This window comes from Pseudarthrobacter sp. RHLT1-30-1 (assembly GCF_059383415.1).
In genome coordinates, this window is sequence record NZ_JBWZCG010000018.1 from 67002 (window position 1) to 88500 (window position 21499).

17 protein-coding genes are annotated in these 21499 nt (G+C 67.9%); 11 read left to right on the plus strand and 6 right to left on the minus strand.

The features are described 5' to 3' along the window. Window positions 1–64: 64 nt before the first annotated feature. The gene (locus AC50YM_RS13800) at window positions 65–931 is read right to left on the minus strand and encodes a DUF1206 domain-containing protein (protein ID WP_494957521.1); all 867 of its coding nucleotides are present in this window, start codon (window positions 929–931) and stop codon (window positions 65–67) included. Between the two features lie 134 nt (window positions 932–1065). Here AC50YM_RS13800 and AC50YM_RS13805 point away from each other — a divergent pair, with 134 nt between their 5' ends. Next, on the plus strand, window positions 1066–1605 hold the full coding sequence (locus AC50YM_RS13805) for a hypothetical protein (RefSeq protein WP_494957522.1): 540 nt from the start codon (window positions 1066–1068) through the stop codon (window positions 1603–1605). A 147-nt stretch (window positions 1606–1752) separates the two neighbouring features. Here the strand turns inward: AC50YM_RS13805 and AC50YM_RS13810 are convergent, their stop codons facing one another. The 3 genes from AC50YM_RS13810 to AC50YM_RS13820 form a co-directional block, all read right to left on the minus strand. Then, window positions 1753–2433 (minus strand): FadR/GntR family transcriptional regulator, encoded by a 681-nt coding sequence (locus AC50YM_RS13810; protein WP_494957523.1) that lies wholly within the window; start codon window positions 2431–2433, stop codon window positions 1753–1755. Further along, a complete protein-coding gene (locus tag AC50YM_RS13815; protein WP_494957524.1) occupies window positions 2430–3707 on the minus strand; it encodes an MFS transporter in 1278 nt (425 codons plus the stop codon). The genes AC50YM_RS13810 and AC50YM_RS13815 overlap by 4 nt, the downstream gene beginning before the upstream one ends. Before the next feature lie 99 nt (window positions 3708–3806). Next, the gene (locus tag AC50YM_RS13820) at window positions 3807–5327 is read right to left on the minus strand and encodes a PucR family transcriptional regulator (RefSeq protein ID WP_494957525.1); all 1521 of its coding nucleotides are present in this window, start codon (window positions 5325–5327) and stop codon (window positions 3807–3809) included. Window positions 5328–5471: 144 nt separating this feature from the next. Here AC50YM_RS13820 and AC50YM_RS13825 point away from each other — a divergent pair, with 144 nt between their 5' ends. Together AC50YM_RS13825 and gabT are read left to right on the plus strand one after the other, a co-directional pair. Continuing rightward, window positions 5472–6902 carry a gamma-aminobutyraldehyde dehydrogenase gene (locus tag AC50YM_RS13825; protein ID WP_494957526.1) on the plus strand — a complete coding sequence of 477 codons (1431 nt, stop codon included), beginning with the start codon at window positions 5472–5474 and terminating at the stop codon, window positions 6900–6902. A 103-nt stretch (window positions 6903–7005) separates the two neighbouring features. Then, the gene (gabT, locus tag AC50YM_RS13830) at window positions 7006–8361 is read left to right on the plus strand and encodes a 4-aminobutyrate--2-oxoglutarate transaminase (RefSeq protein WP_494957527.1); all 1356 of its coding nucleotides are present in this window, start codon (window positions 7006–7008) and stop codon (window positions 8359–8361) included. 151 nt (window positions 8362–8512) lie between these two features. Here the strand turns inward: gabT and AC50YM_RS13835 are convergent, their stop codons facing one another. Continuing rightward, window positions 8513–9316 (minus strand): AMIN-like domain-containing (lipo)protein, encoded by an 804-nt coding sequence (locus AC50YM_RS13835; protein ID WP_494957528.1) that lies wholly within the window; start codon window positions 9314–9316, stop codon window positions 8513–8515. A gap of 201 nt (window positions 9317–9517) precedes the next feature. Between AC50YM_RS13835 and AC50YM_RS13840 the strand changes: the two genes are divergently transcribed. Then, window positions 9518–10390 (plus strand): universal stress protein, encoded by an 873-nt coding sequence (locus AC50YM_RS13840; RefSeq protein ID WP_494957529.1) that lies wholly within the window; start codon window positions 9518–9520, stop codon window positions 10388–10390. A gap of 66 nt (window positions 10391–10456) precedes the next feature. On the opposite strand, the gene rarD is transcribed toward AC50YM_RS13840, so the two are convergent. Continuing rightward, entirely contained in the window at window positions 10457–11485 is a 1029-nt protein-coding gene (gene rarD, locus AC50YM_RS13845; protein WP_494957530.1) for an EamA family transporter RarD, read from the minus strand. Window positions 11486–11736: 251 nt separating this feature from the next. Between rarD and AC50YM_RS13850 the strand changes: the two genes are divergently transcribed. The 7 genes from AC50YM_RS13850 (at window position 11737) to AC50YM_RS13880 (ending at window position 21337) form a co-directional block, all read left to right on the plus strand. Beyond that, window positions 11737–13173 carry an FAD-dependent oxidoreductase gene (locus tag AC50YM_RS13850; RefSeq protein ID WP_494957531.1) on the plus strand — a complete coding sequence of 479 codons (1437 nt, stop codon included), beginning with the start codon at window positions 11737–11739 and terminating at the stop codon, window positions 13171–13173. A 199-nt stretch (window positions 13174–13372) separates the two neighbouring features. Beyond that, window positions 13373–14797: a GAF domain-containing protein gene (locus tag AC50YM_RS13855; RefSeq protein ID WP_494957532.1), complete on the plus strand. Its 1425-nt coding sequence runs from the start codon at window positions 13373–13375 to the stop codon at window positions 14795–14797. 237 nt (window positions 14798–15034) lie between these two features. Further along, window positions 15035–16561, plus strand: coding sequence for an acetaldehyde dehydrogenase ExaC (gene exaC / locus AC50YM_RS13860; RefSeq protein ID WP_494957533.1), 1527 nt, complete (start codon window positions 15035–15037; stop codon window positions 16559–16561). A gap of 177 nt (window positions 16562–16738) precedes the next feature. Then, complete coding sequence (adhP, locus tag AC50YM_RS13865) at window positions 16739–17749, plus strand: alcohol dehydrogenase AdhP (RefSeq protein ID WP_494957540.1); 1011 nt, start codon at window positions 16739–16741, stop codon at window positions 17747–17749. Window positions 17750–17782: 33 nt separating this feature from the next. Beyond that, window positions 17783–18190 carry a DUF779 domain-containing protein gene (locus tag AC50YM_RS13870; protein WP_494957534.1) on the plus strand — a complete coding sequence of 136 codons (408 nt, stop codon included), beginning with the start codon at window positions 17783–17785 and terminating at the stop codon, window positions 18188–18190. 235 nt (window positions 18191–18425) lie between these two features. Beyond that, entirely contained in the window at window positions 18426–20057 is a 1632-nt protein-coding gene (locus AC50YM_RS13875) for an APC family permease (protein ID WP_494957535.1), read from the plus strand. 293 nt (window positions 20058–20350) lie between these two features. Then, on the plus strand, window positions 20351–21337 hold the full coding sequence (locus tag AC50YM_RS13880; RefSeq protein ID WP_494957536.1) for an ABC transporter substrate-binding protein: 987 nt from the start codon (window positions 20351–20353) through the stop codon (window positions 21335–21337). Window positions 21338–21499: the final 162 nt, after the last annotated feature.

The following is a 21499-nucleotide window of genomic DNA, read 5'->3' on the forward strand; positions in this document are numbered from 1 at the left end:
GCAGCAGTCTCCGCCGCGGCGGGGCTCCGAGTGTGAGCGGGAGGGGTGATCCGCGCCGCAAGCCTTACATCCGGCCGAAGCGTGCCCGGACCAGCGCGAACGCCCCGTAGGCAATGAAGCCGGCCCCGATCGCAGCCAACAGAACGGGTCCGAACGGATGGTCCTGCAGGGCCTTCAGACTGCCGTCCAGCCCCGTGGATGAGCCGGGATCGTTGGTGGCCGCCGCGATGACAAACAGCAGTCCGGTCAGGATCAGCGCCACACCCTTCGCGATGTGCCCGGTGACGCCCAGCCCGCTGATCAGCCGGCCCCGGCGCGACCCTTCGAAATGGCGCAGCTCCTCCTTGAACTTCTTCCCTGCGCCCTTGACGATGAAGAACACACCGATCCCGATGATCGTCAGGCCCAGGCCAATCAGCGCCGGCACTCCGAACGGGCTGCGCACCAGGGCCGTGCTGAAGTCCCGCGTTGAATCCCCGGAGTCGCCCCGGTTGCCGAGGGCGAAGCCGGCGAAACTCAGCCCCACGCTGCCGTAGGCGATGGCGAGGAAACCGGAGGACACGAGTTTGCCGAGCCGCTGCCGGCGCGGCAGGTGCCGGGCCCGCAGGGTGGCCTCGCTCAGTTGCCACAGGGACAGCCCGGCGCAGGCAATAAATCCGGCCCACATCACCGCCGGACCCCACGGGTTGGCCGCGAGTTGTTCAATCGCTCCGGTCGGCTCGGCCTGGCCGGGCGCGCCGAACACCAGGGCCAGCGCAATTGCGCCGATCACGATGTGCAGCAGCGCCATCACGGCAAAGCCGGACCGGGCGACGACGTCGAGCGTCGCGCTGTTCGACGCCGCTTCCGCCGCGTCGGCTGCGTCGCCCGCTGCCTCGCCGAGGATTTCCCCCGCCCCCGACGACCGGTCCTCGGCCCCCGATGATTCCATGCCGCCGAGTCTACTCAGGGGAGTGGATCCCGGAACTTTCAGGTTTTTCATAAGTGTGCTTACTATAGCCTGAGCCGCACTCCATCGTGGTGGCGGCAGTTCCGGATTCGAACACCGACGATAGGAAGCTCACCATGGCAGGAAATCTTGTTGCCCGATCCATCCACGACCTGACCGCCGGCGCCTGGTTTGGCGGTTCGCTGATGGGGGCCATCGGGCTGAACGGCGCGACGGCGGAAGCCAGGGATCCGTCCGAGCGCACCCGGCTCTCCAGCCTGGGCTGGAAAAAGTGGGCCCCGTTCCAGACGGCGGCCTTCGGCGCGCACCTCCTCTCCGGACTCGCGATCATGTGGGAGAACAAGGAACGGATGGCCAAGCAGGACGGCGTCACCCGGCTCAGCGTCTACAAGTCCGTCGTCACCCTGGCCGGTGGCGCGGTGAGCCTGTACGCCGGACTCCAGGGCGCCAAGGTGGACAAGCTTGCCGGTGAGGGCGCTGTTGGGGCCACCGAGCCCAAGCCGGGCGCATCCGAGGAACTCCGCTCCGCGCAGCAGCAGCTGAAGGTCCTGCAGTGGGCCATCCCCGTCTTTGCCGGCACGGTGATCGTTCTCGGCGCGAAGCACGGAGAAATGCAGCGTCCCAAGAACGTGTTCGCAGGCCTCGCGCGCCAGTAGCGCCGCGCTCTCGCTCGCAGCGCGGGCCGAAGCGGCGGGGCCCTCAGCCCCGCGGACACCTCAGTCCCGCAACGAAGGCCTCCGCGCCGGAACAAGTTTCCGGCGCGGAGGCCTTTGTCGTGCAGGCTTTGTGTTGCGCGGGCTGTCCTACTGCTGGAGCCACTCCGCGCAGGAATTCAGGTTCCGGTGCACGCTGTCGACGGCGGCTGTGTCGTTCCGCGCGGCGATGGCGTCGACGAGTTCGCCGTGGCCCTCGTGCGGGAGGCCGTCGAAGCCGCCGCGGGCCTGCTGCCGGAGCAGGTCGGCGTGGAAAACGACGCCGAAACTCACGTACAGCTCGTGCAACAGCGGATTTCCGGACGCCTGTGCCACCAGGACGTGGAAATCCCAGTCCGCACGCGCCCAGCCGGCGTAGTCCCCGGCCTGCCAGGCCACCCGGCGGGACTCCAGCAGCGCGCGCATCGCAGCGACGTCGTCGGCGGTGGCATGGCGGGCGGCGAGCCGGGCAGCCTGGGTGTCCAGCCCGACCCGGACCTCCAGGATGTGGACCTGTGAGTGGTCCCGGTACATCCGCTGCGCGGCGCCGGAAATCTCGCTGCTGGCGCGGACGTAGGTGCCGTCCCCGCGCCGGACTTCCAGCATGCCGCTGTGGGCCAGGGCCTTGACCGCCTCGCGCAGGGTGCCCCGCGAGACGCCCAGGACGGCCATCAGTTCAGGTTCGGCCGGGATCCGCTGCTGCAATGGCCACTCGCCCGAATGGATCAGTTCGCGCAGCTTGGCGGTGATTTCCTCCACCAGCGGAGGCCGGTGCGACGTCGTGAGGCTCATGACTGCGCCGTTCCGCGGGACATGTCCGCCGGAACGGCGTCCGGGCGCGCCGGAACCTTGGGCCGGGCGGTGAGCAGATGCCCGACGACGATCTGGCCCAGCGCCACGGCGAGCAGCAGGAGCAGCGGCAGCGTCCAGGACCCGGTGGCGCTGTGCAGCAGCCCCATGCCGAACGGGCCGAGTGTCGCCAGCAGGTAGCCGGCGGACTGCGCCACCGTGGACAGGGCGGTGGTTTCGGCGGTGCTGCGGCCGCTGCGGCTGATCATGACCATCACCAGCGGGAAGATGCCGAGCCCGAAGCCGAGCAGCACTGCGGTCAGCGCAGCCCAGGAGACCGGCAGGAACAGCATGGACAGGACGCCCGCGGCCATCGTGAGTGTGGCCAGGTAGAACGCGGTGCGCAGCCTCCGGGGGCGTGAGCCGATCGCGACCAGCACCATGCCGGACGGGACCGAGACGAGCTGCATCAGGCCGAACATCAGACCGCTCTGGGAGGCCGAGACTCCCAGTGTGATCAGCATGTAGGGGAACCAGCTGAGCACGGCGTAGGCCAGCAGGGCCTGGACCGTGAAGCCGAGCGTAATGAGGATCCCGGTCCGGGTCCGCAGCAGGGGCCAGGGGGAGACCCGGGCCGCTTTGCCGGCGGGTGCGTTGCGGTGGGCGTGCAGGGCGATCGGCAGGAAGCCGAGGCAGGCGACCAGCGCCAGGTAACCGATCGCGCCGACCCCGGCGGAGGGCGAGCCGAGCTGCTGCGCTACGGGAACGATCAGGACGGCGACGACGGTGGCGCCCGTCGTCATGGTGACCGTATACAGCGCCGTCATCAGCGAGGTCCGGTCCGCGAAATGCACCCGGATGAAGGACGGCATCGCCACGTTGCAGATCGCCAGTCCGGACATCCCGACGACGGTGCCCAGCATCAGCATGCCGGTGGACGGGATCCCGCGGACCAGCAGCCCCGCCGCGAGCAGCACGAGGGAGAACAGGATGGCCTTCTCGAGGCCCAGCTGTCGGGTGAGCCAGGAGGTCGCGGCGCCGGCGACGGCAAAGCACAGGGTGGGGATTGAGGGGATGATGGCGGCGATCAGCGGCCCGTAGCCCAGGACTTCCTGCAGGTCGTGCAGGAGTGCGGCGGCGCCGGTGATGCCGGCGCGCAGATTGAGCCCGATCAGGACGATCGCAACCACACCGGCGATGATCACGCCGCGCGGTGTGCGCGCGACGGCGGCGGGTACTGTCTCGGTAACGGCGGACGCCGCAGTGCTACTGGCCATTTCTAAAGGTTAGACGTTTGACGTTTGAGGGAAAGGATTTAGTGGTGAATATCTCCGCGCATGACCCGCCCCGCGCCCACCCCACCAAGCAACGCGGGGTCACATCGCGCCCAAGTTAAGGCCCCGGATGGGCTGTGTCTGACCCCGCGTTGGTCCTGGTGGGAGGGGTGGGCGGGGTTCGCGGGGCTGGCGGGCGGTGAGCCGCTGGACGGCGAGGGCGAGCCAGAGCTGGACCCGGTCCGAGGTCTGGGCCGGGTCGTAGCCGGTCAGTTCGGTGATCTGGGCCAGCCGGTAGCGGACCGTGTTCCGGTGCAGCGTGAGCGCCTCGGCGACGGCGGCCACCGAGCCGTTGCTGTTCAGGTAGCACTCCAGCGTGGCCATCAGATCGGCGCCGTGGGCGGCGTCGAAGGTCCGCAGCGGATTCAGCGACTCGTTCGCCATGTCCGCCAGCGGCACATCCTCGCTGGCCAGCAGCAGCGAGGTCAGGCTCAGCCGCTCGGGTTCGTTCACCGGCAACCCGTGGCTGGCCGCATCACGGGCCTCGAAGTAGCTCCAGCGCAGTCCGTTCGGCTTGGTGTACGCCCCGCCGATCCCGATCGTGGCGTGGATCCCGGCCTCGGCCAGGTGGTCGCTGAGGCTCCGGGCCAGCGCACTGGCGCCGCTTCCGTCGTCGGGCAGCACCGCCACCAGATCCTTGCCGACGACGGCGCTCACCGCCTTTTCCAGCTGCTGCGGCAGCGAGGTGGTCCCGAGTTGCTTGACGTGCGCGGCGGATTCGGCCAGCAGGACCACGTTCCGGCGGGTGCTGTTGACGCCGATCCCGGCGAGCCGGCGGGTGGCTTCGCTCGGCTCCAGCGTCCCGTGGATCACGTCCTCCAGGACCTGCCCGGCCAGGGCGCGCTGGGACTGGCGCTGTTTGACCATGTTGTTGAGCTCGACGCTGATCAGGTTCTGGGCGTAGCCGACGATGCCGGAGTCCTCGAAAGGCTGCCTGATCCAGAGCGTGCACGCGTCGCGCCGGCCGGTGGGAACCGGAAAGGACGCCCAGCCCGCGGCGGTGGGCGCGGGGCTGCCGGGGACGCTGTTGTAGAGCTGCGCGGTGAACTGGGTCAGCACGATGTCGGTCCGCAGCATGGAGCCAAGGTGTTTCAGGAGTTCGGCCAGGCCGCCGCCGGTGAGCAGGGCGCGCGCCAGGATCTGGTGCCCGGCGATGAGCCGCTCCAGCTTGCTGACGTGGTCCGCGGCCTGGGCGTCGGCGACCAGCTTGCCGATCGCGATGAACGGGGTCCCGTACGGCACCTCGACCACCGGCAGCCCCCAGCGGTTGGCCTCGGCAATCAGGGCAGGCGGCACGGCGTCGTGCGTCAGGCCGATGCCGAAGCCGATCCCCACCGCCCCGGCGCGCTGGACCTGGCGGACGAAGCGGCGCTGTTCCGGCGCGCTCCTGAGCCGCATGCCGGTGGTGAGGATCAGTTCGCCGCCGTTGAGGAACCGCTGCGGGTCCTCCTGCTCGGTGACGGCCACCCAGACGATGTCCTGGTGCCAGGTCGTTTCGGCGAGGCCGGCCTTGGCCAGTTTGAGCGACGGCACCGCCAGCAGGGCGGCAAGGGATATGGCCATGGATTCAGGATAACCGGGGGCTGGTCAAGCGCACTAAACAGTGCCGTGAACGGTGTGCAGGTGGCTATTCCTTCGGGGTGCCTGCTGGCATAGGCTCGGAGCAGTCTTACTGGGTCCTTTTCAGCGCGAAAGAGGTTGCACACCGTGGTTCAAACCTTGCAGAACTTCATCAACGGCGAGTTTGTCACTCCCGCCGGCACCGGGATGCTGACCATCGTCAATCCCACCAACGGCGAGGTCGTGGCGAAGTCGCCGGTCTCGGTCGAGGCCGACGTCGACGCCGCCATGACCGCCGCGAAGGACGCCTTCAAGACCTGGAAGCGCACGACGCCGGGGCAGCGCCAGCTCATGCTGCTCAAGCTCGCCGACGCCGTCGAGGCCAACAGCGACGAACTCGTCGAGGCCCAGCACCGCAACACCGGCCAGGTCCGGTCCCTGATCGCCACGGAGGAAGTTGCCGCCGGAGCCGACCAGTTGCGCTTCTTCGCCGGCGCCGCCCGCATTCTGGAGGGCAAGTCCGCCGGGGAATACTTCGAGGGCCACACCTCCTTCGTCCGGCGCGAGCCGATCGGCGTCGTCGCGCAGGTCGCGCCCTGGAACTATCCGTTCCTGATGGCCATCTGGAAGATCGGACCCGCACTCGCCGCGGGCAACACCGTGGTGCTCAAGCCCTCGGACACCACCCCGGAATCCACCCTGGTCCTGGCCCGCCTCGCCGGCGAGATCTTCCCGGCCGGCGTGCTCAACGTCGTCCTGGGCACCGGCGAGACCGGCGCCCTGATGGTGGAGCACAAGGTCCCCGGCCTCGTCTCGATCACCGGCTCGGTCCGGGCCGGCATCGCCGTCGCCTCCGGTGCCGCGAAGGGCCTCAAGCGCGCCCACCTGGAACTCGGCGGCAAGGCCCCCGCGGTGGTCTTCGCCGACGCCGACATCAAGAAGAGCGCCGCGGCCATCGCCGAGTTCGCCTTCTTCAACGCCGGCCAGGACTGCACCGCGATCGCCCGCGTGCTGGTCCAGGACTCCGCCTACGACGATCTCGTGGCGGCCCTGGTGGAGCACACGAAGACCCTGCACACCGGCTCGCAGAACGATGAGGACAACTACTTCGGCCCGCTGAACAACATCAACCACTTCAACACGGTCAAGTCCCTGGTGGAGTCCCTTCCGGAAAACTGCCGGATCGAGACCGGCGGACACCAGGCCGGCGAGAAGGGCTACTTCTTCGAGCCCACCATCGTCACCGGTGCCAAGCAGAGCGACGACATCGTGCAGAAGGAAACCTTCGGCCCGGTCATCACCGTGCAGAAGTTCAGCTCCGAGGAAGAGGCCGTGGAGCTGGCGAACGACGTCGACTACGCACTCGCCTCCAGCGTCTGGACGTCCAACCACGGCACCGCGATGCGCCTGAGCCGCGACCTGGACTTCGGCGCCGTCTGGATCAACACGCACATCCTGCTCACCGCCGAAATGCCGCACGGCGGGTTCAAGCAGTCCGGCTACGGCAAGGACCTCTCCATGTACGGCGTCGAGGACTACACCCGGATCAAGCACGTGATGAGTGCCTTGGACGCCTAGCCAGCGCACACCGCACCGCCCGCCACCCAGCGCCCCACCCCCACCCCCGCCGTTTGCCCGGCACAGTCCCGCCGCAGAACCAGCACGCCAGAAAGGCTTCCCCATGACCGCCACCGCCTCTGACATCACCTACCGCCTGGAGCAGAAACGCCGCGTCCAGGCCGACTTCCCGGGCCCGAAGTCCCTCGCGCTGACCGCGCGCCGCAAGGCCGTCGTCGCCGCCGGCGTCGCGTCCAGCGTCCCGGTCTTTGTCGCCGACGCCGATGGCGGCATCATCCACGACGTCGACGGCAACTCCTTCATCGACCTCGGCTCCGGCATTGCCGTGACCAGCGTTGGCGCCTCCGACCCGGCCGTCGTCGGCGCGGTCAAGGAAGCCGTGGAGCACTTCACCCACACCTGCTTTATGGTCACGCCCTATGAAGGCTATGTCGCCGTCGCCGAGCAGCTGAACCGGCTTACGCCCGGTGACCACGAGAAGCGCACTGTGCTGTTCAACTCCGGCGCCGAAGCCGTGGAAAACGCGGTCAAGGTGGCCCGCCTGGCCACCGGCCGCGACGCTGTCGTCGCGTTCGACCACGCCTACCACGGCCGCACCAACCTGACCATGGCGCTGACCGCCAAGGCCATGCCCTACAAGACCAACTTCGGCCCGTTCGCGCCCGAGATCTACCGGATGCCGATGAGCTACCCGTACCGCGAGGAAAACCCGGAGATCACCGGCGCCCAGGCCGCCCAGCGCGTCATCACCATGATCGAGAAGCAGATCGGCGGCGAGCAGGTAGCCGCGATCATCATCGAACCGATCCAGGGCGAGGGCGGTTTCATCGTCCCGGCCGAGGGTTTCCTGCCCGCGCTGGCCGCCTGGGCCAAGGACAAGGGCATCGTCTTCATCGCCGACGAGGTGCAGTCCGGCTTCTGCCGCACCGGCGAATGGTTCGCCGTGAACCACGAGGGCGTCATCCCGGACATCATCACCATGGCCAAGGGCATCGCCGGGGGCATGCCGCTTTCCGCCATCACCGGCCGGGCAGAGCTGCTCGACGCCGTCCACCCGGGCGGCCTCGGCGGCACTTACGGCGGCAACCCGGTGGCGTGCGCCGCGGCGCTGGCGTCGATCGGCTCGATGGAGCAGTACGGCCTCAACGCCCGGGCCAGGCACATCGAGGAGATCGCGCTCGGCAAGCTGCGCGAACTCGCCGCCGAACAGCCGGTGATTGGCGACGTCCGCGGCCGCGGCGCGATGCTGGCGATCGAACTGGTCCAGGCCGGCTCGAAGGAACCGAACCCGGAGCTGACCAAGGCCGTCGCCGCCGCTTGCCTCAAGGAGGGTGTCATCATCCTCACCTGCGGCACCTACGGCAACGTCATCCGGCTGCTGCCGCCGCTGGTCATCAGCGACGAGCTGCTGCTGGACGGACTCCAGGTCCTGGCCGCGGCCATCAAGGCGAACGCCTGACAAACCCGGCAAACCGGACTCCGGCAGGGCGGGCACTTGGGTGGCCGGACACCCGGGCGGACGGACACCCGGCAGGGCACCGGTGATACGGAGACCTTAAGCCGGCAGAGCCACGGACCAACGGTCCGCGACTCTGCCGCGTTAACGCGCGCTATTTCCAGGAACTGGCGTCGATCTGGACCGCGACGACGTACAGGTGCTGGCCCCGCTCGATCTTCTCGACCTCGTAGACCCGAACCCTGGTTTCCGGCACCGTGTCCCTGGGCCGGCCGACGCCGATCCCGTAGCTGAGGACGCCCTCGAAGTCCCCGGCCGGGGCGTAGCCGGTGAGGGCCGGGTAGCCGATTGCCGGGGCGGGCGCGCTCGTGATGGTGCTGGCCGTGCCGTCCGCCGTGTGTGCCTGGGCGCCGTGGAACACCACCTTGAGGATGGCTCCGGTTCCGGGCATGGGCACCGGCAGTCCGCTGCCGTCGGCGATCAGTTCGGGGACAAACTCTATGTCATAGCCCGGGAACCCGCCCTGGAACCGGAAGCTCAGCTGGTCATAGGGTAGTGTCTCCGCCGGGTGCATCCCGGCTCCGATGGCATACAGCGTTGGCAGGGGAGCGGCCGGCGGCGGAGAAATCGGCACCGGGTTCTTCTCTGGGATCCTCGACGGCCGGCCCGGGCCCGGCCAGGTCCAGTCGAGGGCGACCGTGGAGGAGATCACCTTGTCGCCCGACTGCGGCGGCGCCGTTTCATCAGAGTCAGCCGGCACGGTGGCCGATGCTGAAGGGGCCGCCGTCGACGTTCCCGGGGCGGTCGAGGCAGCGGTGGACGTGGCGGCGGGCTGGCTGGTTCCGCCGGGTTGTGGCGTGGACGGCGTGCAGGCGGTGAGGGCCAGCAGCAGTGCCAGCATCCCCACCCTCGGGTTCCGTGCACTGGTGTGGACCTTCCCGGTGTTAATCGCCCTCATGGTGGGCTCCCCTCGTCTCCTCCAGCCTAGGAACGGATGATTGCCCTGTTCAGGGCCGAAAGTCACAGTCCGGCACGGCCATTTCAGGGCCCCGCTGGGCTAGAGTCGTTCCTACCACTGCAGGACGCAGACCGGCCGACGTCGCCCGGAACCCCCCGGAGCAAAGCTGGCTTCTGCCACAGACCCATAAGGGGTTCATAGATGCGATACGTAGTTGGCTACACACCCAGCGACCGCGGCGCCGACGCCGTTGCCCTGGCCTCCGCCCTGGCCCGCGCCCAGGGTGCACACCTGGACCTCGTCTACGTTGTGGACCGCCGGACCCCCTATGTCGCCCTGCACCCGGAGGGAAGCGGTGTCAGCGCCGCGGAGCAGGAAATGATCACCGCGGAACGCGAGGGCCTGTCGCTGATCCCCAAGGACGTCGAAGCCAAGTTCCATGTCCGCCACGCCGACTCACATGCAGCAGGCCTCATCGATGCTGCCCTGGACTACGAGGCCGGACTGATCGTCGTCGGCGCCGCCAGCGCGGGGTTGTTCAAGCGGTACACCATCGGCAGCGCAGCCAACGCCCTGCTCCACGCCTCACCCGTGGCGGTGGCGCTCGCCCCGCGCGGCTACCGGCGCACGGAGCCGATCACCCGGCTGACCCTCGCGGTGGGCCAGCGCCCCGGCGCGGAGGCCGCGATCGACGTCGCGATTACCGCCGCGGAACGCCGCGGGGTCCCGCTCCGGCTGGTATCCCTCGTGGAACTCGACGCCGAAGGGAACAGCGGCGAGAACATCAACGCCGCGCACATCCACGCCAACACCGTCCTCACCGCGGCCGCCCACCGGCTCCCGGCCGGGCACGACGTCAGCGTTGAGGTTGCCCACGGGCGCACGATTGAGGAAGCGATCGACGACATCGACTGGGACGAGGGCGAGATCCTGATCGTCGGTTCATCCCGCCTGGCGGAGAAGAACAAGCTCTTCATCGGCAGCACAGCCCACAAGGTGCTCCTGGCCCTGCCGGTACCCATGGTGGTCGTGCCGCGCGACTACTCACGAATCCAGACCAGCCCGGCAGTCTGACCGGCCCGGCGCTGGCAACCCGAACCGGTGCCGGCAACCGGAACCGGCGCGCCGCCTGGGCGGGTCTCAGGCGGCCGCGCGGGCCCGTTTCCGGTTCACGGAGTTCTTCCCCGCGGTCAGCAGCATGTCTACGGTGAGCACCAGAAGGGCCAGCCAGACGACACCGAAGCCGATCCAGCGGTCCGTCGTCATGGGCTCCTGGAACACGGCCAGCGCCACGATGAACTGCAGCACCGGGGCGACGTACTGCAACAGGCCGATGGTGGTCATTGGCAGCCGGCGGGCGGAGGCGCCGAAGAACAGCAACGGCACGGCGGTGATGATGCCCGACGCCGCGAGGAGCCAGAAGTGCCCGGCGCCGTGGGCCGTCAGCGTCGCGGCGCCGGTGAGCGCGAGGATGATCATCGCGGCGGCCGCGACCGGCGCCAGCACGATCGTCTCAACGCTGAGGCTGGTGAGCGCATCGGCGCGCGGACCGACGCGCTTCTTGACGAAGCCGTACAGGCCAAAGCTCAGGGCCAGGGTCAGGGCGATCCACGGCAGTTTGCCGTAGGAAACCGTCAGGACGCCCACGGCGATGAAGCCGATTCCGACGGCGGCCCACTGCAGCGGCCGCAGTTTCTCCTTGAGCACGACCACGCCGATCAGGACCGACACGAGCGGGTTGATGAAGTACCCGAGCGAGGCTTCCACGGCCTGCCCGGTGGTCACGCCGTACACATAGGTCAGCCAGTTCACCGCGATCAGGACCGCCGCGATGATCAGCGGGAGGATCACCGTTCGGTTCCGGAAGGCGGCTGCCAGGACCCGCCAGGAGCGGGTGATGGTGACCAGCAGGACGCAGAACACCAGCGACCAGACCACCCGGTTGGCCACGATCTCCACTGCCCCGGCAGGCTGCAGCATAAAGAAGTAGAGCGGCATCAGCCCCCACAGGCCATAGGCGCCGATCCCGAAGATGATGCCCGCCGTCGTATCCTTGTCCACTGCCTTGAGGGCGGCCGGGGTCCGCTTCGGCAGGCCGCCGGGGGCAGCGGCGCCCGGGGTCAGCGCGGCTGGGGCATGGGACTGGTCGGGGGTAGGCACAAGACCCATAACACCACCTCCGGGACCGCTATTCCTGCTTTTCGGCAGCGGTGCCCCCGGCGTCTCCCACTTCTTGCGCGCGAAGCGACACCCGCCGGGCACGGAAGCCTCCCGCATTCCGCGCGCGAGGCGACACCCGCCGGGCACGGAACCCCGCGATGTCGGTCACTGACGCGCCCGTTCCCTACTGCGGACATTTAGAATAGGACCTTGTGCGCTGCATAAACAGGCGCACCCGCCAAGACTCAGAAGGGCTCCCGGTGTCCAACTCGGCCGAATCCACGTCCAAACGTCCGCTCCGCGTTGCGATTGTCGGCGCCGGACCGGCCGGCGTCTACGCCGCGGACATCCTGACCAAGTCCAACGAAGTCAAGGACGGCGACTTCGAGGTCAGCATCGACCTCTTCGAGGCGTACCCGGCGCCCTACGGCCTGATCCGCTACGGCGTCGCCCCCGACCATCCCCGGATCAAGGGGATCGTCAACGCGCTGCACAAGGTCCTGGACCGTGGCGACATCCGCTTCCTCGGCAACGTCACCTACGGCCGCGACCTGACCCTGCACGACTTCCGCGCCTTCTACGACGCCGTGATTTTCTCCACCGGCGCCATCAAGGACGCGGAGCTGGACATCCCCGGCGTCGACCTCGAGGGTTCCTTCGGCGGGGCGGACTTCGTCTCCTGGTACGACGGGCACCCCGACGTTCCGCGCGACTGGCCGCTGGAGGCCAAAGAGATCGCGGTGATCGGCAACGGCAACGTCGCCCTCGACGTGGCCCGGATGCTGGTCAAGCACGCCGACGATCTGCTGGTGACGGAAATCCCGGACAACGTCTACGCAGGCCTCAAGAATTCCCCGGTCACGGACGTGCACGTGTTCGGCCGCCGCGGACCGGCCCAGGTCAAGTTCACGCCGCTGGAACTGCGGGAGCTCTCGCACGCCCGCGACGTCGACATCGTGCTGTACCCGGAGGACTTCGAGTTCGACGAGGCCTCGGACGAGGCGATCCGCGGCAACAACCAGATCCGCACCATGGTCAACACCCTGACCAACTGGCTCGTCGAGGAACATGCCGAGGCCGAGGAGCCGTCCTCCCGCCGGCTGCACCTGCACTTCCTGCACAGCCCGGTCGAGATCCACGACGACGCCGCGCACCCCGGGAAGGTCACCGGGATCAAGTTCGAGCGCATGCAGCTGGACGGCACCGGCAACGTCAAGGGCACGGGGGAGTACCTCGACTACCCGGTGCAGGCCGTCTACCGCGCGATCGGCTACCACGGCTCGCCGCTGGACGAACTGGAATACAACGCCCGCCGCGGCGTCATCCCCAATGAGGGCGGCCGGGTGCTCGACGCCGAGGGCAACCCCGTGCCGGGCATCTACGCGACCGGCTGGATCAAGCGCGGCCCCGTCGGGCTGATCGGGCACACCAAGGGTGACGCGCTGGAGACGATCGGCTTCCTGCTCGAGGACCGGCTGAACCTCCCGCCGGCGCAGAACCCGGATCCGCAGGCGATCATCGACCTGCTCGAGGAGCGCGGGATCGAATACACCACCTGGGAAGGCTGGAACAAGCTCGACGCCCGCGAACTGGCCCTTGGCGCCGAGTGGTCTGCTTCCGCTGACGCCAACGGCATCGTGCGCGAACGCGTCAAGGTGGTTCCCCGCGAGGACATGGTGCAGATCTCCCGCGGGTAGGCACCCGGCAGGCACCCGGCCGACGCATCTGCTGCGGAAACGGACAGCCGCCACCCGGATCCACGTAGCGGCTGTCTGAATTCGGCGCGGCATCCGCGCGAGGGCAGCGGGAGCTCTGGCGGGGGCCCGGAACGCCCCGTAGACTCGGTGGGACATGGCTGCCTCCGGCACGCCGTCGTGCCCGTCCGGTGGGAGTTCAATGAGGAATCCGATCCATCCGGCAGCCCTGTTCCCGCCGGCCGGCGGGGTCCCCGCAGAGCTGCGCCAGCAGTATGCCAGCGCCGGCCATGAGCAGTTGGACAGCAAGCGGCTCATGTTCCCTGCCGACCTGCAGCTGCCCGGCCTCAGCAGCCTGATCCAGGAGTCGTGGCGCCGTTCGGCCCAGCTGCAGGCAAATCCGGACAACCCCGAGGCCCCGCTCGCGATGGACCGCGAAGAACTCGAGGAATACCGGCGGCAGCACCCCCTGGCCGCCATCATGCCCGTCATCCACAAGCTCCTGGTGCTGCCCAGCCACGACAGCGGCATGCTCGTGGCCGTCGGCGACGAGGTGGGCCGGCTGCTCTGGGTCGAAGGCGACGCCGAGATGCGGCGCCGGGCCGAAGGCATGATGTTCGTTCCCGGGGCCGACTGGTCCGAGGCGACCGTGGGCACCAGCGCCCCCGGCACCGCCCTGGCCCTGGGCCGCGGCATCCAGATCTCCGGCGCCGAGCACTACAAACGCTCCGTCCACCCCTGGAGCTGCACGGCCGTACCCTTCCATGATCCGGATTCCGGCGCCCTGCTCGGCGTGGTGGACATCACCGGCACCGAGTCCGCCGTCGCCCCGCACACGCTGTCCCTGGTCGAGGCCACCGTCGCCGCCGCCCAGGCGCACCTCCGCGTGGAGCGGCTCCAGCTCGCGGCCGCCCAGCAGTCTTCGCCTGCCCGACGCCGGAGCGCGGCCCCCTCGGGCCGTGGCACCTCCACCTCGGGCCGGGGCACCTCCACCGCGGGCCGGGACGGTGACGGGACGGCCGGCAGCCTGTACCGGAACAGCCTCCAGCTCCTCGGCCGGGACCAGGCGCTGCTCAGCATCGACGGCCGCACGGTGGCTCTGTCCGCCCGGCACAGCGAAATCCTGGCCATCCTCAGCACCCACCCCGAAGGGCTCAACGCCGAGGAACTGTGCTCCCTCCTCTACCCGGGCGACGCCTCCACCATGACCCTGCGGGCCGAGATGGTCCGCCTGCGCAAGGTCCTGCAGCAGCTCAACCCGGCCGCCGTTCCGGAGTCGCGGCCCTACCGGCTGCCGCTGGACCTGGTGCCGGACTCCGGCCAGGTGCTGAGCTGCCTGCAGCGCGGTGCCCACCGGATCGCCCTGGAGATCTACCGCGGCGCGGTCCTGCCCCGGTCCGAAGCCCCGGGGATCGCCGAGCTGCGGACCCGGGTCTCCTCCCTGCTCCGCGAAGCGGTGCTCACGGACGGCAGCGCCGAGTCGCTGCTGAGGTATGCCGAGCTGCCCGAGGCGAGGGACGACGTCGAGGTCCGGATCGCGGCGCTGAAACTGCTGCCGCCGCGCTCGCCCAAGCGCGCCGCCGTCGTCGCCGACCTGGAACGGCTCGAAACGGAACTCAGCGCCTGACCCGCGGCCCCGGTTGGGCTGTCAGATCCGGTCCCCAGCAGGGCCGTATTCGCCGGTTCAGCAGCCGGAAGTGACAGCGCAACGGGGCTTGGCCATCGCCGCGAGCGGCGGCATCGCGCGCTCAAGTGACCTGGATCACCAACCTGCAACCTGACTGCAACCTCCCCGCTCCTAGGCTGAGCACATAGGCGGCGCCGACAACCGGCCGCCACCATTTTGCACAGCAAAGGAGCTGCAATGACTGTCTACGCACAGCCCGGTACCGAGGGCTCGAAGGTCACCTTCAAGGACCGCTACGAGAACTGGATCGGCGGCGAGTGGGTTGCCCCGGTCAAGGGCCAGTACTTCGAGAACATCACCCCGGTCACCGGCAAGGCGTTCTGTGAGGTCGCCCGCGGCACCGCCGAGGACATTGAGCTGGCGCTGGACGCCGCGCACAAGGTGGCACCGTCCTGGGGCAAGACCTCCGTCGCGGAGCGCGCCGCCATCCTGAACAAGATCGCCGACCGGATCGACGAGAACCTCGAGATGCTCGCGGTCGCCGAATCGTGGGACAACGGCAAGCCGATCCGCGAGACCCTCAACGCGGACATCCCGCTCGCCGCCGACCACTTCCGCTACTTCGCCTCCGCCGTCCGCGCCCAGGAAGGCCGGCTGTCCCAGCTCGACGACGACACCACCGCCTACCACTACCACGAGCCGCTCGGCGTCGTCGGCCAGATCATCCCCTGGAACTTCCCGATCCTGATGGCCGTCTGGAAGCTCGCCCCGGCACTCGCCGCCGGCAACGCCGTCGTCCTCAAGCCGGCCGAGCAGACCCCGTCCTCGATCCTGGTCCTGATGGAACTCATCGGCGACCTGCTGCCGGCCGGCGTCCTGAACGTGGTCAACGGCTTCGGCGTCGAGGCCGGCAAGCCGCTGGCCTCCAGCCCGCGGATCCGCAAGATCGCGTTCACCGGCGAAACCTCCACCGGCCGCCTGATCAGCCAGTACGCCAGCCAGAACCTGATCCCGGTCACGCTGGAACTGGGCGGCAAGAGCCCCAACATCTTCTTCAACGACGTCGCCGACAAGACCGACGACGCGTTCTACGACAAGGCCCAGGAGGGCTTCGCGCTCTTCGCCTTCAACCAGGGCGAAGTGTGCACCTGCCCCTCCCGCGCCCTGGTCCAGGAGGACATCTACGATTCCTTCATGGCCGACGCCGTGAAGCGCGTGGAGAAGATCATCCAGGGCAACCCGCTGGACACCGAAACCCAGCTCGGCGCCCAGGCCTCCAACGACCAGCTCGAAAAGATCCTGTCCTACATCGACATCGGCAAGCAGGAGGGCGCCAAGATCCTCACCGGCGGCGCCCGGGCCGAGCTGCCCGGGGACCTGGCCGGCGGATACTACGTCCAGCCGACCATCTTCGAGGGCCACAACAAGATGCGGATCTTCCAGGAGGAGATCTTCGGCCCGGTCGTGTCCGTGACCCGCTTCAGCGACTACAACGACGCCATGGGCATCGCGAACGACACCCTCTACGGCCTCGGCGCCGGCGTCTGGTCCCGCAACGGCAATGTCGCCTACCGCGCCGGCCGCGAGATCCAGGCCGGCCGGGTCTGGGTGAACAACTACCACGCCTACCCGGCGGGAGCTGCCTTCGGCGGCTACAAGTCCTCCGGCATCGGCCGCGAGAACCACTCGATGATGCTGGACCACTACCAGCAGACCAAGAACCTCCTGGTCAGCTACAACGAAAACAAGCTCGGCTTCTTCTAAGCCGCACCAACCCGGGCGGGGCGGAGTCCGATGGATCCGCCCCGCCCGCACCACCTGTGCACATACCTGTTGTGCACCTACCCGGGCTGACGCCGGCCCGTTGCCCACGCCCTCCTCACTTCACCCACGCTCGACAAACGCAAGGATTCCGCTATGACGACGACAACGACGACGACAATGCAGGCCGCTGTAGTAACCGAATTCGGCAAAGACCTGCAGATTCAGACCCTCCCGGTGCCAGTGCCGGGCCGGGGTGAGGCCCTCGTCAAGGTGCTGACCACCGGCGTCTGCCACACCGACCTCCACGCAGCGGAAGGCGACTGGCCGGTGAAGCCGAGCCCGCCGTTTATCCCCGGCCACGAAGGCGTCGGCGAGGTGGTGGCCCTCGGTGAGGGCGTCACCGACCTGGCCGTCGGGGACCTCGTCGGCAATGCCTGGCTCTGGTCTGCCTGCGGCGACTGCCAGTACTGCCGCACCGGGTGGGAAACCCTGTGTGAAGCGCAGCAGAACGCCGGCTACAGCGTGGACGGCTCCTTCGGGGAATACATGCTGGTGGACTCGCGGTTCGCCGCCAGGATCCCGGCCGGCTCGGACCCGGTGGAGGTGGCCCCGGTGCTCTGCGCCGGCGTGACCGTCTACAAGGGACTCAAAATGACCGAGGCCCGGCCCGGCCAGTGGGTCACCATCTCCGGCATCGGCGGACTCGGGCACATCGCCGTGCAGTACGCGGTGGCCATGGGCCTCCGGGTTGCCGCGGTGGACATCGCCGATGACAAGCTCGCCCTGGCCAAGAAGCACGGCGCGGAACTGACCGTCAACGCCCTGCACGAAGATCCCGCCGAAGTCATCCAGCGCGAAACCGGAGGTTGCCATGGAGTCCTGGTCACTGCAGTGCACCCGTCAGCATTCGGCCAGGCGATCGGGATGGCCCGCCGCGGCGGAACGATTGTGTTCAACGGCCTGCCGCCGGGTGACTTCCCGGCGCCGATCTTCGAGATTGTGCTCAAGGGCCTGACCGTGCGCGGCTCCATCGTGGGAACCCGGCAGGACCTGGAGGAGGCCCTGGACTTCTACGCCCAGGGCAAGATCCACCCCACCGTCTCCACCCGGGAGCTCGCAGACGTCAATGCCGTCCTGGACGAAATGAAGCACGCCAAGATCGACGGCCGCGTCGTCATCAAGTACTGACAAAATCAAGTACTGACGAAGAAAAGGACTCTGATGCCACAGTCAAAGCTCGACGCCGCAGTGACCGTTCCCGGGGAGGACTTCTCCCGGGTGGCGCTCACCCAGGAGGCGGTGGAACTGCTGCGCAAGCTGTGGCTCCAGCACGGTCCGCTGATGTTCCATCAGTCCGGCGGCTGCTGCGACGGGTCCTCACCGATGTGCTACCCCGCCGGGGAGTTCATCACGGGCGACTCGGACGTGATGCTGGGCCTGTTCGACATTTCCGATGCCCTGCTGCCGCAGCCGATCGGGTTCTGGATGTCGAAGGAACAGTTCAACTATTGGAGCCACACCCACCTGACCGTGGACGTGGTCCCGGGCCGGGGGAGCGGCTTCTCAGTGGAAGCGCCGGAAGGCAAACGGTTCCTGATCCGGTCCACGCTGATGGACTGGCCGGTCTGATACAGCCGGACTAAACCAGACTGGCCGGTCTGGCTGGTCTGCTACAGCCGGACCAAACCGGAGGGGCTTACGCAAGGGCGGGCCGTGCAGGGAAACCTGCGCGGCCCGCCCTTGCGCTGACCTGCGGCTTCAGGTTCGGCGTCTCACGATGTGGGATAAATCCGGCCGTCCAGTGGATGGACACTACTATTAATAGGTCTGTTTCCAACAAGCTACCGAGATTTTGGACTTCCCTATGAACCTTTTCCGGACCAAATCGATCGAGCAGTCCCTGTCGGACGCCGATGAACCCGGACGCCAGTTGAAGCGCTCGCTCAGCTCCTGGGACCTGATGATTATGGGCGTCGCCGTTGCCGTCGGTGCCGGAATCTTCTCGGTCGGCGCCAAAGCTGCAGCAAACTTTGCCGGCCCTGCCGTGACCCTGTCCTTCGCCATTGCCGCCGTCACCTGTGCGCTGGCAATCATGTGTTACGCCGAATTCGCCACGGCCATCCCCGTTGCCGGCTCCGCCTACGTCTTCACCTACGCCACCATGGGCGAGCTGCTGGCCTGGATCATCGGCTGGAACCTGATCCTCGAGCTGTTCACCGCCGGCGCGGTGATCGCCAAGTACTGGGGCATCTACCTCAGCAAGGTGTTCGCGCTGATGGGCGTGGACATCCCGCCGTCGATCTCGCTGGGCGGTGTGGTTGACCTGTACTGGGGCGCCTTCCTGATCGTCGCCGTGTTCACCGTGCTGCTGGTGCTCGGGACGAAACTGTCCGCCCGCGTCGGCAACGTCTTTACGCTGATCAAGATCGGCGTCGTACTCTTTGTGATCGTGGTGGGCTTCAGCTACGTGAAGTTCGAAAACTACGCCCCGTTCGTGCCCACCTCCGAGCCGACCGGCGGCACCGGCGCCGCCGACATCATGAAGCAGTCCTTCTTCGGCTTCCTCACCGGTGCAGCCCCCGCGCAGTACGGCACGCTCGGCATCTTCGCCGGCGCGGCCCTGGTCTTCTTCGCCTTCATCGGGTTCGACGTCGTGGCCACCTCGGCCGAGGAAGTCAAGAACCCGCAGAAGACCCTGCCGCGAGGCATCTTCGGCGGCCTCGCTGTCGTCACGGTGCTCTACATCCTGGTGTCCCTGGCCCTCACCGGCATGGTGTCCTACACCGAGCTGGCCAAGGCCGATAACCCCACGCTGACCACGGCGTTTGAGGCCGTGGGCAACAACGACGCCGCCAAGGTCATCGCGTTCGGCTCCCTGGTGGGCCTGACCACCGTGATCATGGTCCTGCTGATGGGCCTCTCGCGGGTGGTGCTGGCCATGAGCCGCGACGGCCTGCTGCCGCGCTCGCTGTCCAAGACCAGCACCATCCGCGCGACGCCGGTCCGCCTGCAGATCATCTGCGGCGCCGGAGTGGCCGTGGTTGCCGGGCTCACCAACGTGGACCTGCTGGAAGAAATGATCAACATCGGCACGCTCTCCGCGTTCGTGACCGTGAGCATCGGCGTGCTGGTGCTGCGCAAGAAGCGCCCGGACCTGAAGCCCGCGTTCCGGGTGCCGTTCGGCAAGGTGCTCCCGCTCGTCTCCGCCGTCCTGTGCCTGTACCTGATGACCAACCTGGCCGTGGAGACCTGGATCTTCTTCGCCATCTGGCTCGTGATAGGCATGGTCATCTACTTCTCCTACGGCCAGCGCCATTCCCGGCTGAACGAGAAGTTCGCGGAGGCCAGGGCCGCCGTCAACCGCCCCGCCGTGGCTGCCCAAGGGACCGCCCTGAAGAACGAGACCGCGATGAACGAGACCGCAGAGAACGAGACCGCAGAGAACGAGACCGCGGCGGAGGACGCCAAGCCCGGCGGCACCCTCTCCCGCCCCTAACGAACCCCAACAAACCAACCCCAACGCGGGGTCACATATCGCCCATTCCGACCCCCGGGATGGGCGATATGTGACCCCGCGTTGGTTTTGGGGTGGCTCCGGGGATTGCGGCGACTTCGGCGTTAGAGGGCACATCTGGACGCGCTCCGTCTCAGAGCTGTAACAATGCTCCAACTGTGGTTGACCTCACACTATGGTTAGATCAGACTTATATTGAACCTTTGTTCGACCAGCGAACATTTGGAGGCTTGGGGGCTTGTCGCTCCCATGCCGTTGTGCACATAGGAGTGAACATGAAACGACGTATTATCGCCGTCCTGGCAGCGGCCTCTGTTCTCGGGCTGTCGGCCTGCGGCAGCGGCTCGCCGAGTTCCACCGGCGGCGGTACTGCCTCAAGCGGAGCCGCCGGCGGCGCGAATCTCACCAAGGTCAGCGTCGGCGTCATTCCGATCGTTGACTGCGCACCCATCTACCTCGGCGACAAGCAGGGCTTCTTCAAAGAAGAGGGACTCCAGCTGGACATCCAGACCGCAACCGGCGGCGCGGCCATCGTTCCCGGTATCGTCAGCGGCAGCTTCGACTTCGCCTTCTCCAACCTGATCTCGGTCATGGTCGCCAAGGACAAGGGCCTTGACCTGAAGTTCGTCGCCAACGGCGCCTCCACCACGGGTGAGAGCGGCAAGGACATCGGCGGCGTCGTCGTCCCGGCAGGCTCGGGCATCCAGTCCCCGAAGGACCTCGCCGGCAAGACCGTTTCGGTCAACAACCTCTCCAACATCGGCGACACCACCATCAAGCACGCTATCGAAAAGGATGGCGGGGACCCGCAGAGCGTGAAGTTCGTCGAGGTCGCCTTCCCGGACGCCCCGGCGGCCCTGGCCAACAAGCAGGTCGACGCAGCCTGGATCCTGGAGCCCTTCCTGTCCAAGGCCGTGGCTGAAGGCGGCAAGGTCGTTTCCTCGAACTTCGTCGACATGAGCCCGGAGCTGGACATCGCCGGCTACTTCACCAAGTCGGACACCATCAAGGGCAAGGCCGACCTCACGCAGAAGTTCACCCGCGCCATGAACAAATCGCTCGAATACGCCCAGGCGCACCCGCAGGAAGTCCGCGACATCGTGGGCACCTACACCAAGATCGACGAGGCCGCCCGCGCCAAGATCGTACTGCCGCGCTACCGCGTCGAATTCAACAAAGACGCCTTCAAGACCCTCGGCGACGCCGCCGCCAAGTACGGCACGCTGACCAAGGCTCCGAACGCAGACGAACTCCTCCCGTGAGTTCCAAGACCCTGACCACCGGCGGGGGGGGGGGGGGGGGGGGGGGGGGGGGGGGGGGGGGGGGGGGAGGGAGGGGGGTTCTTTGTCTATGACGAAGGCGCAGAGATTGCAGATGGGCCGGAATTCGCCGAGGTGGGTTGCGCCGATGGGGCCGAGCAGCAC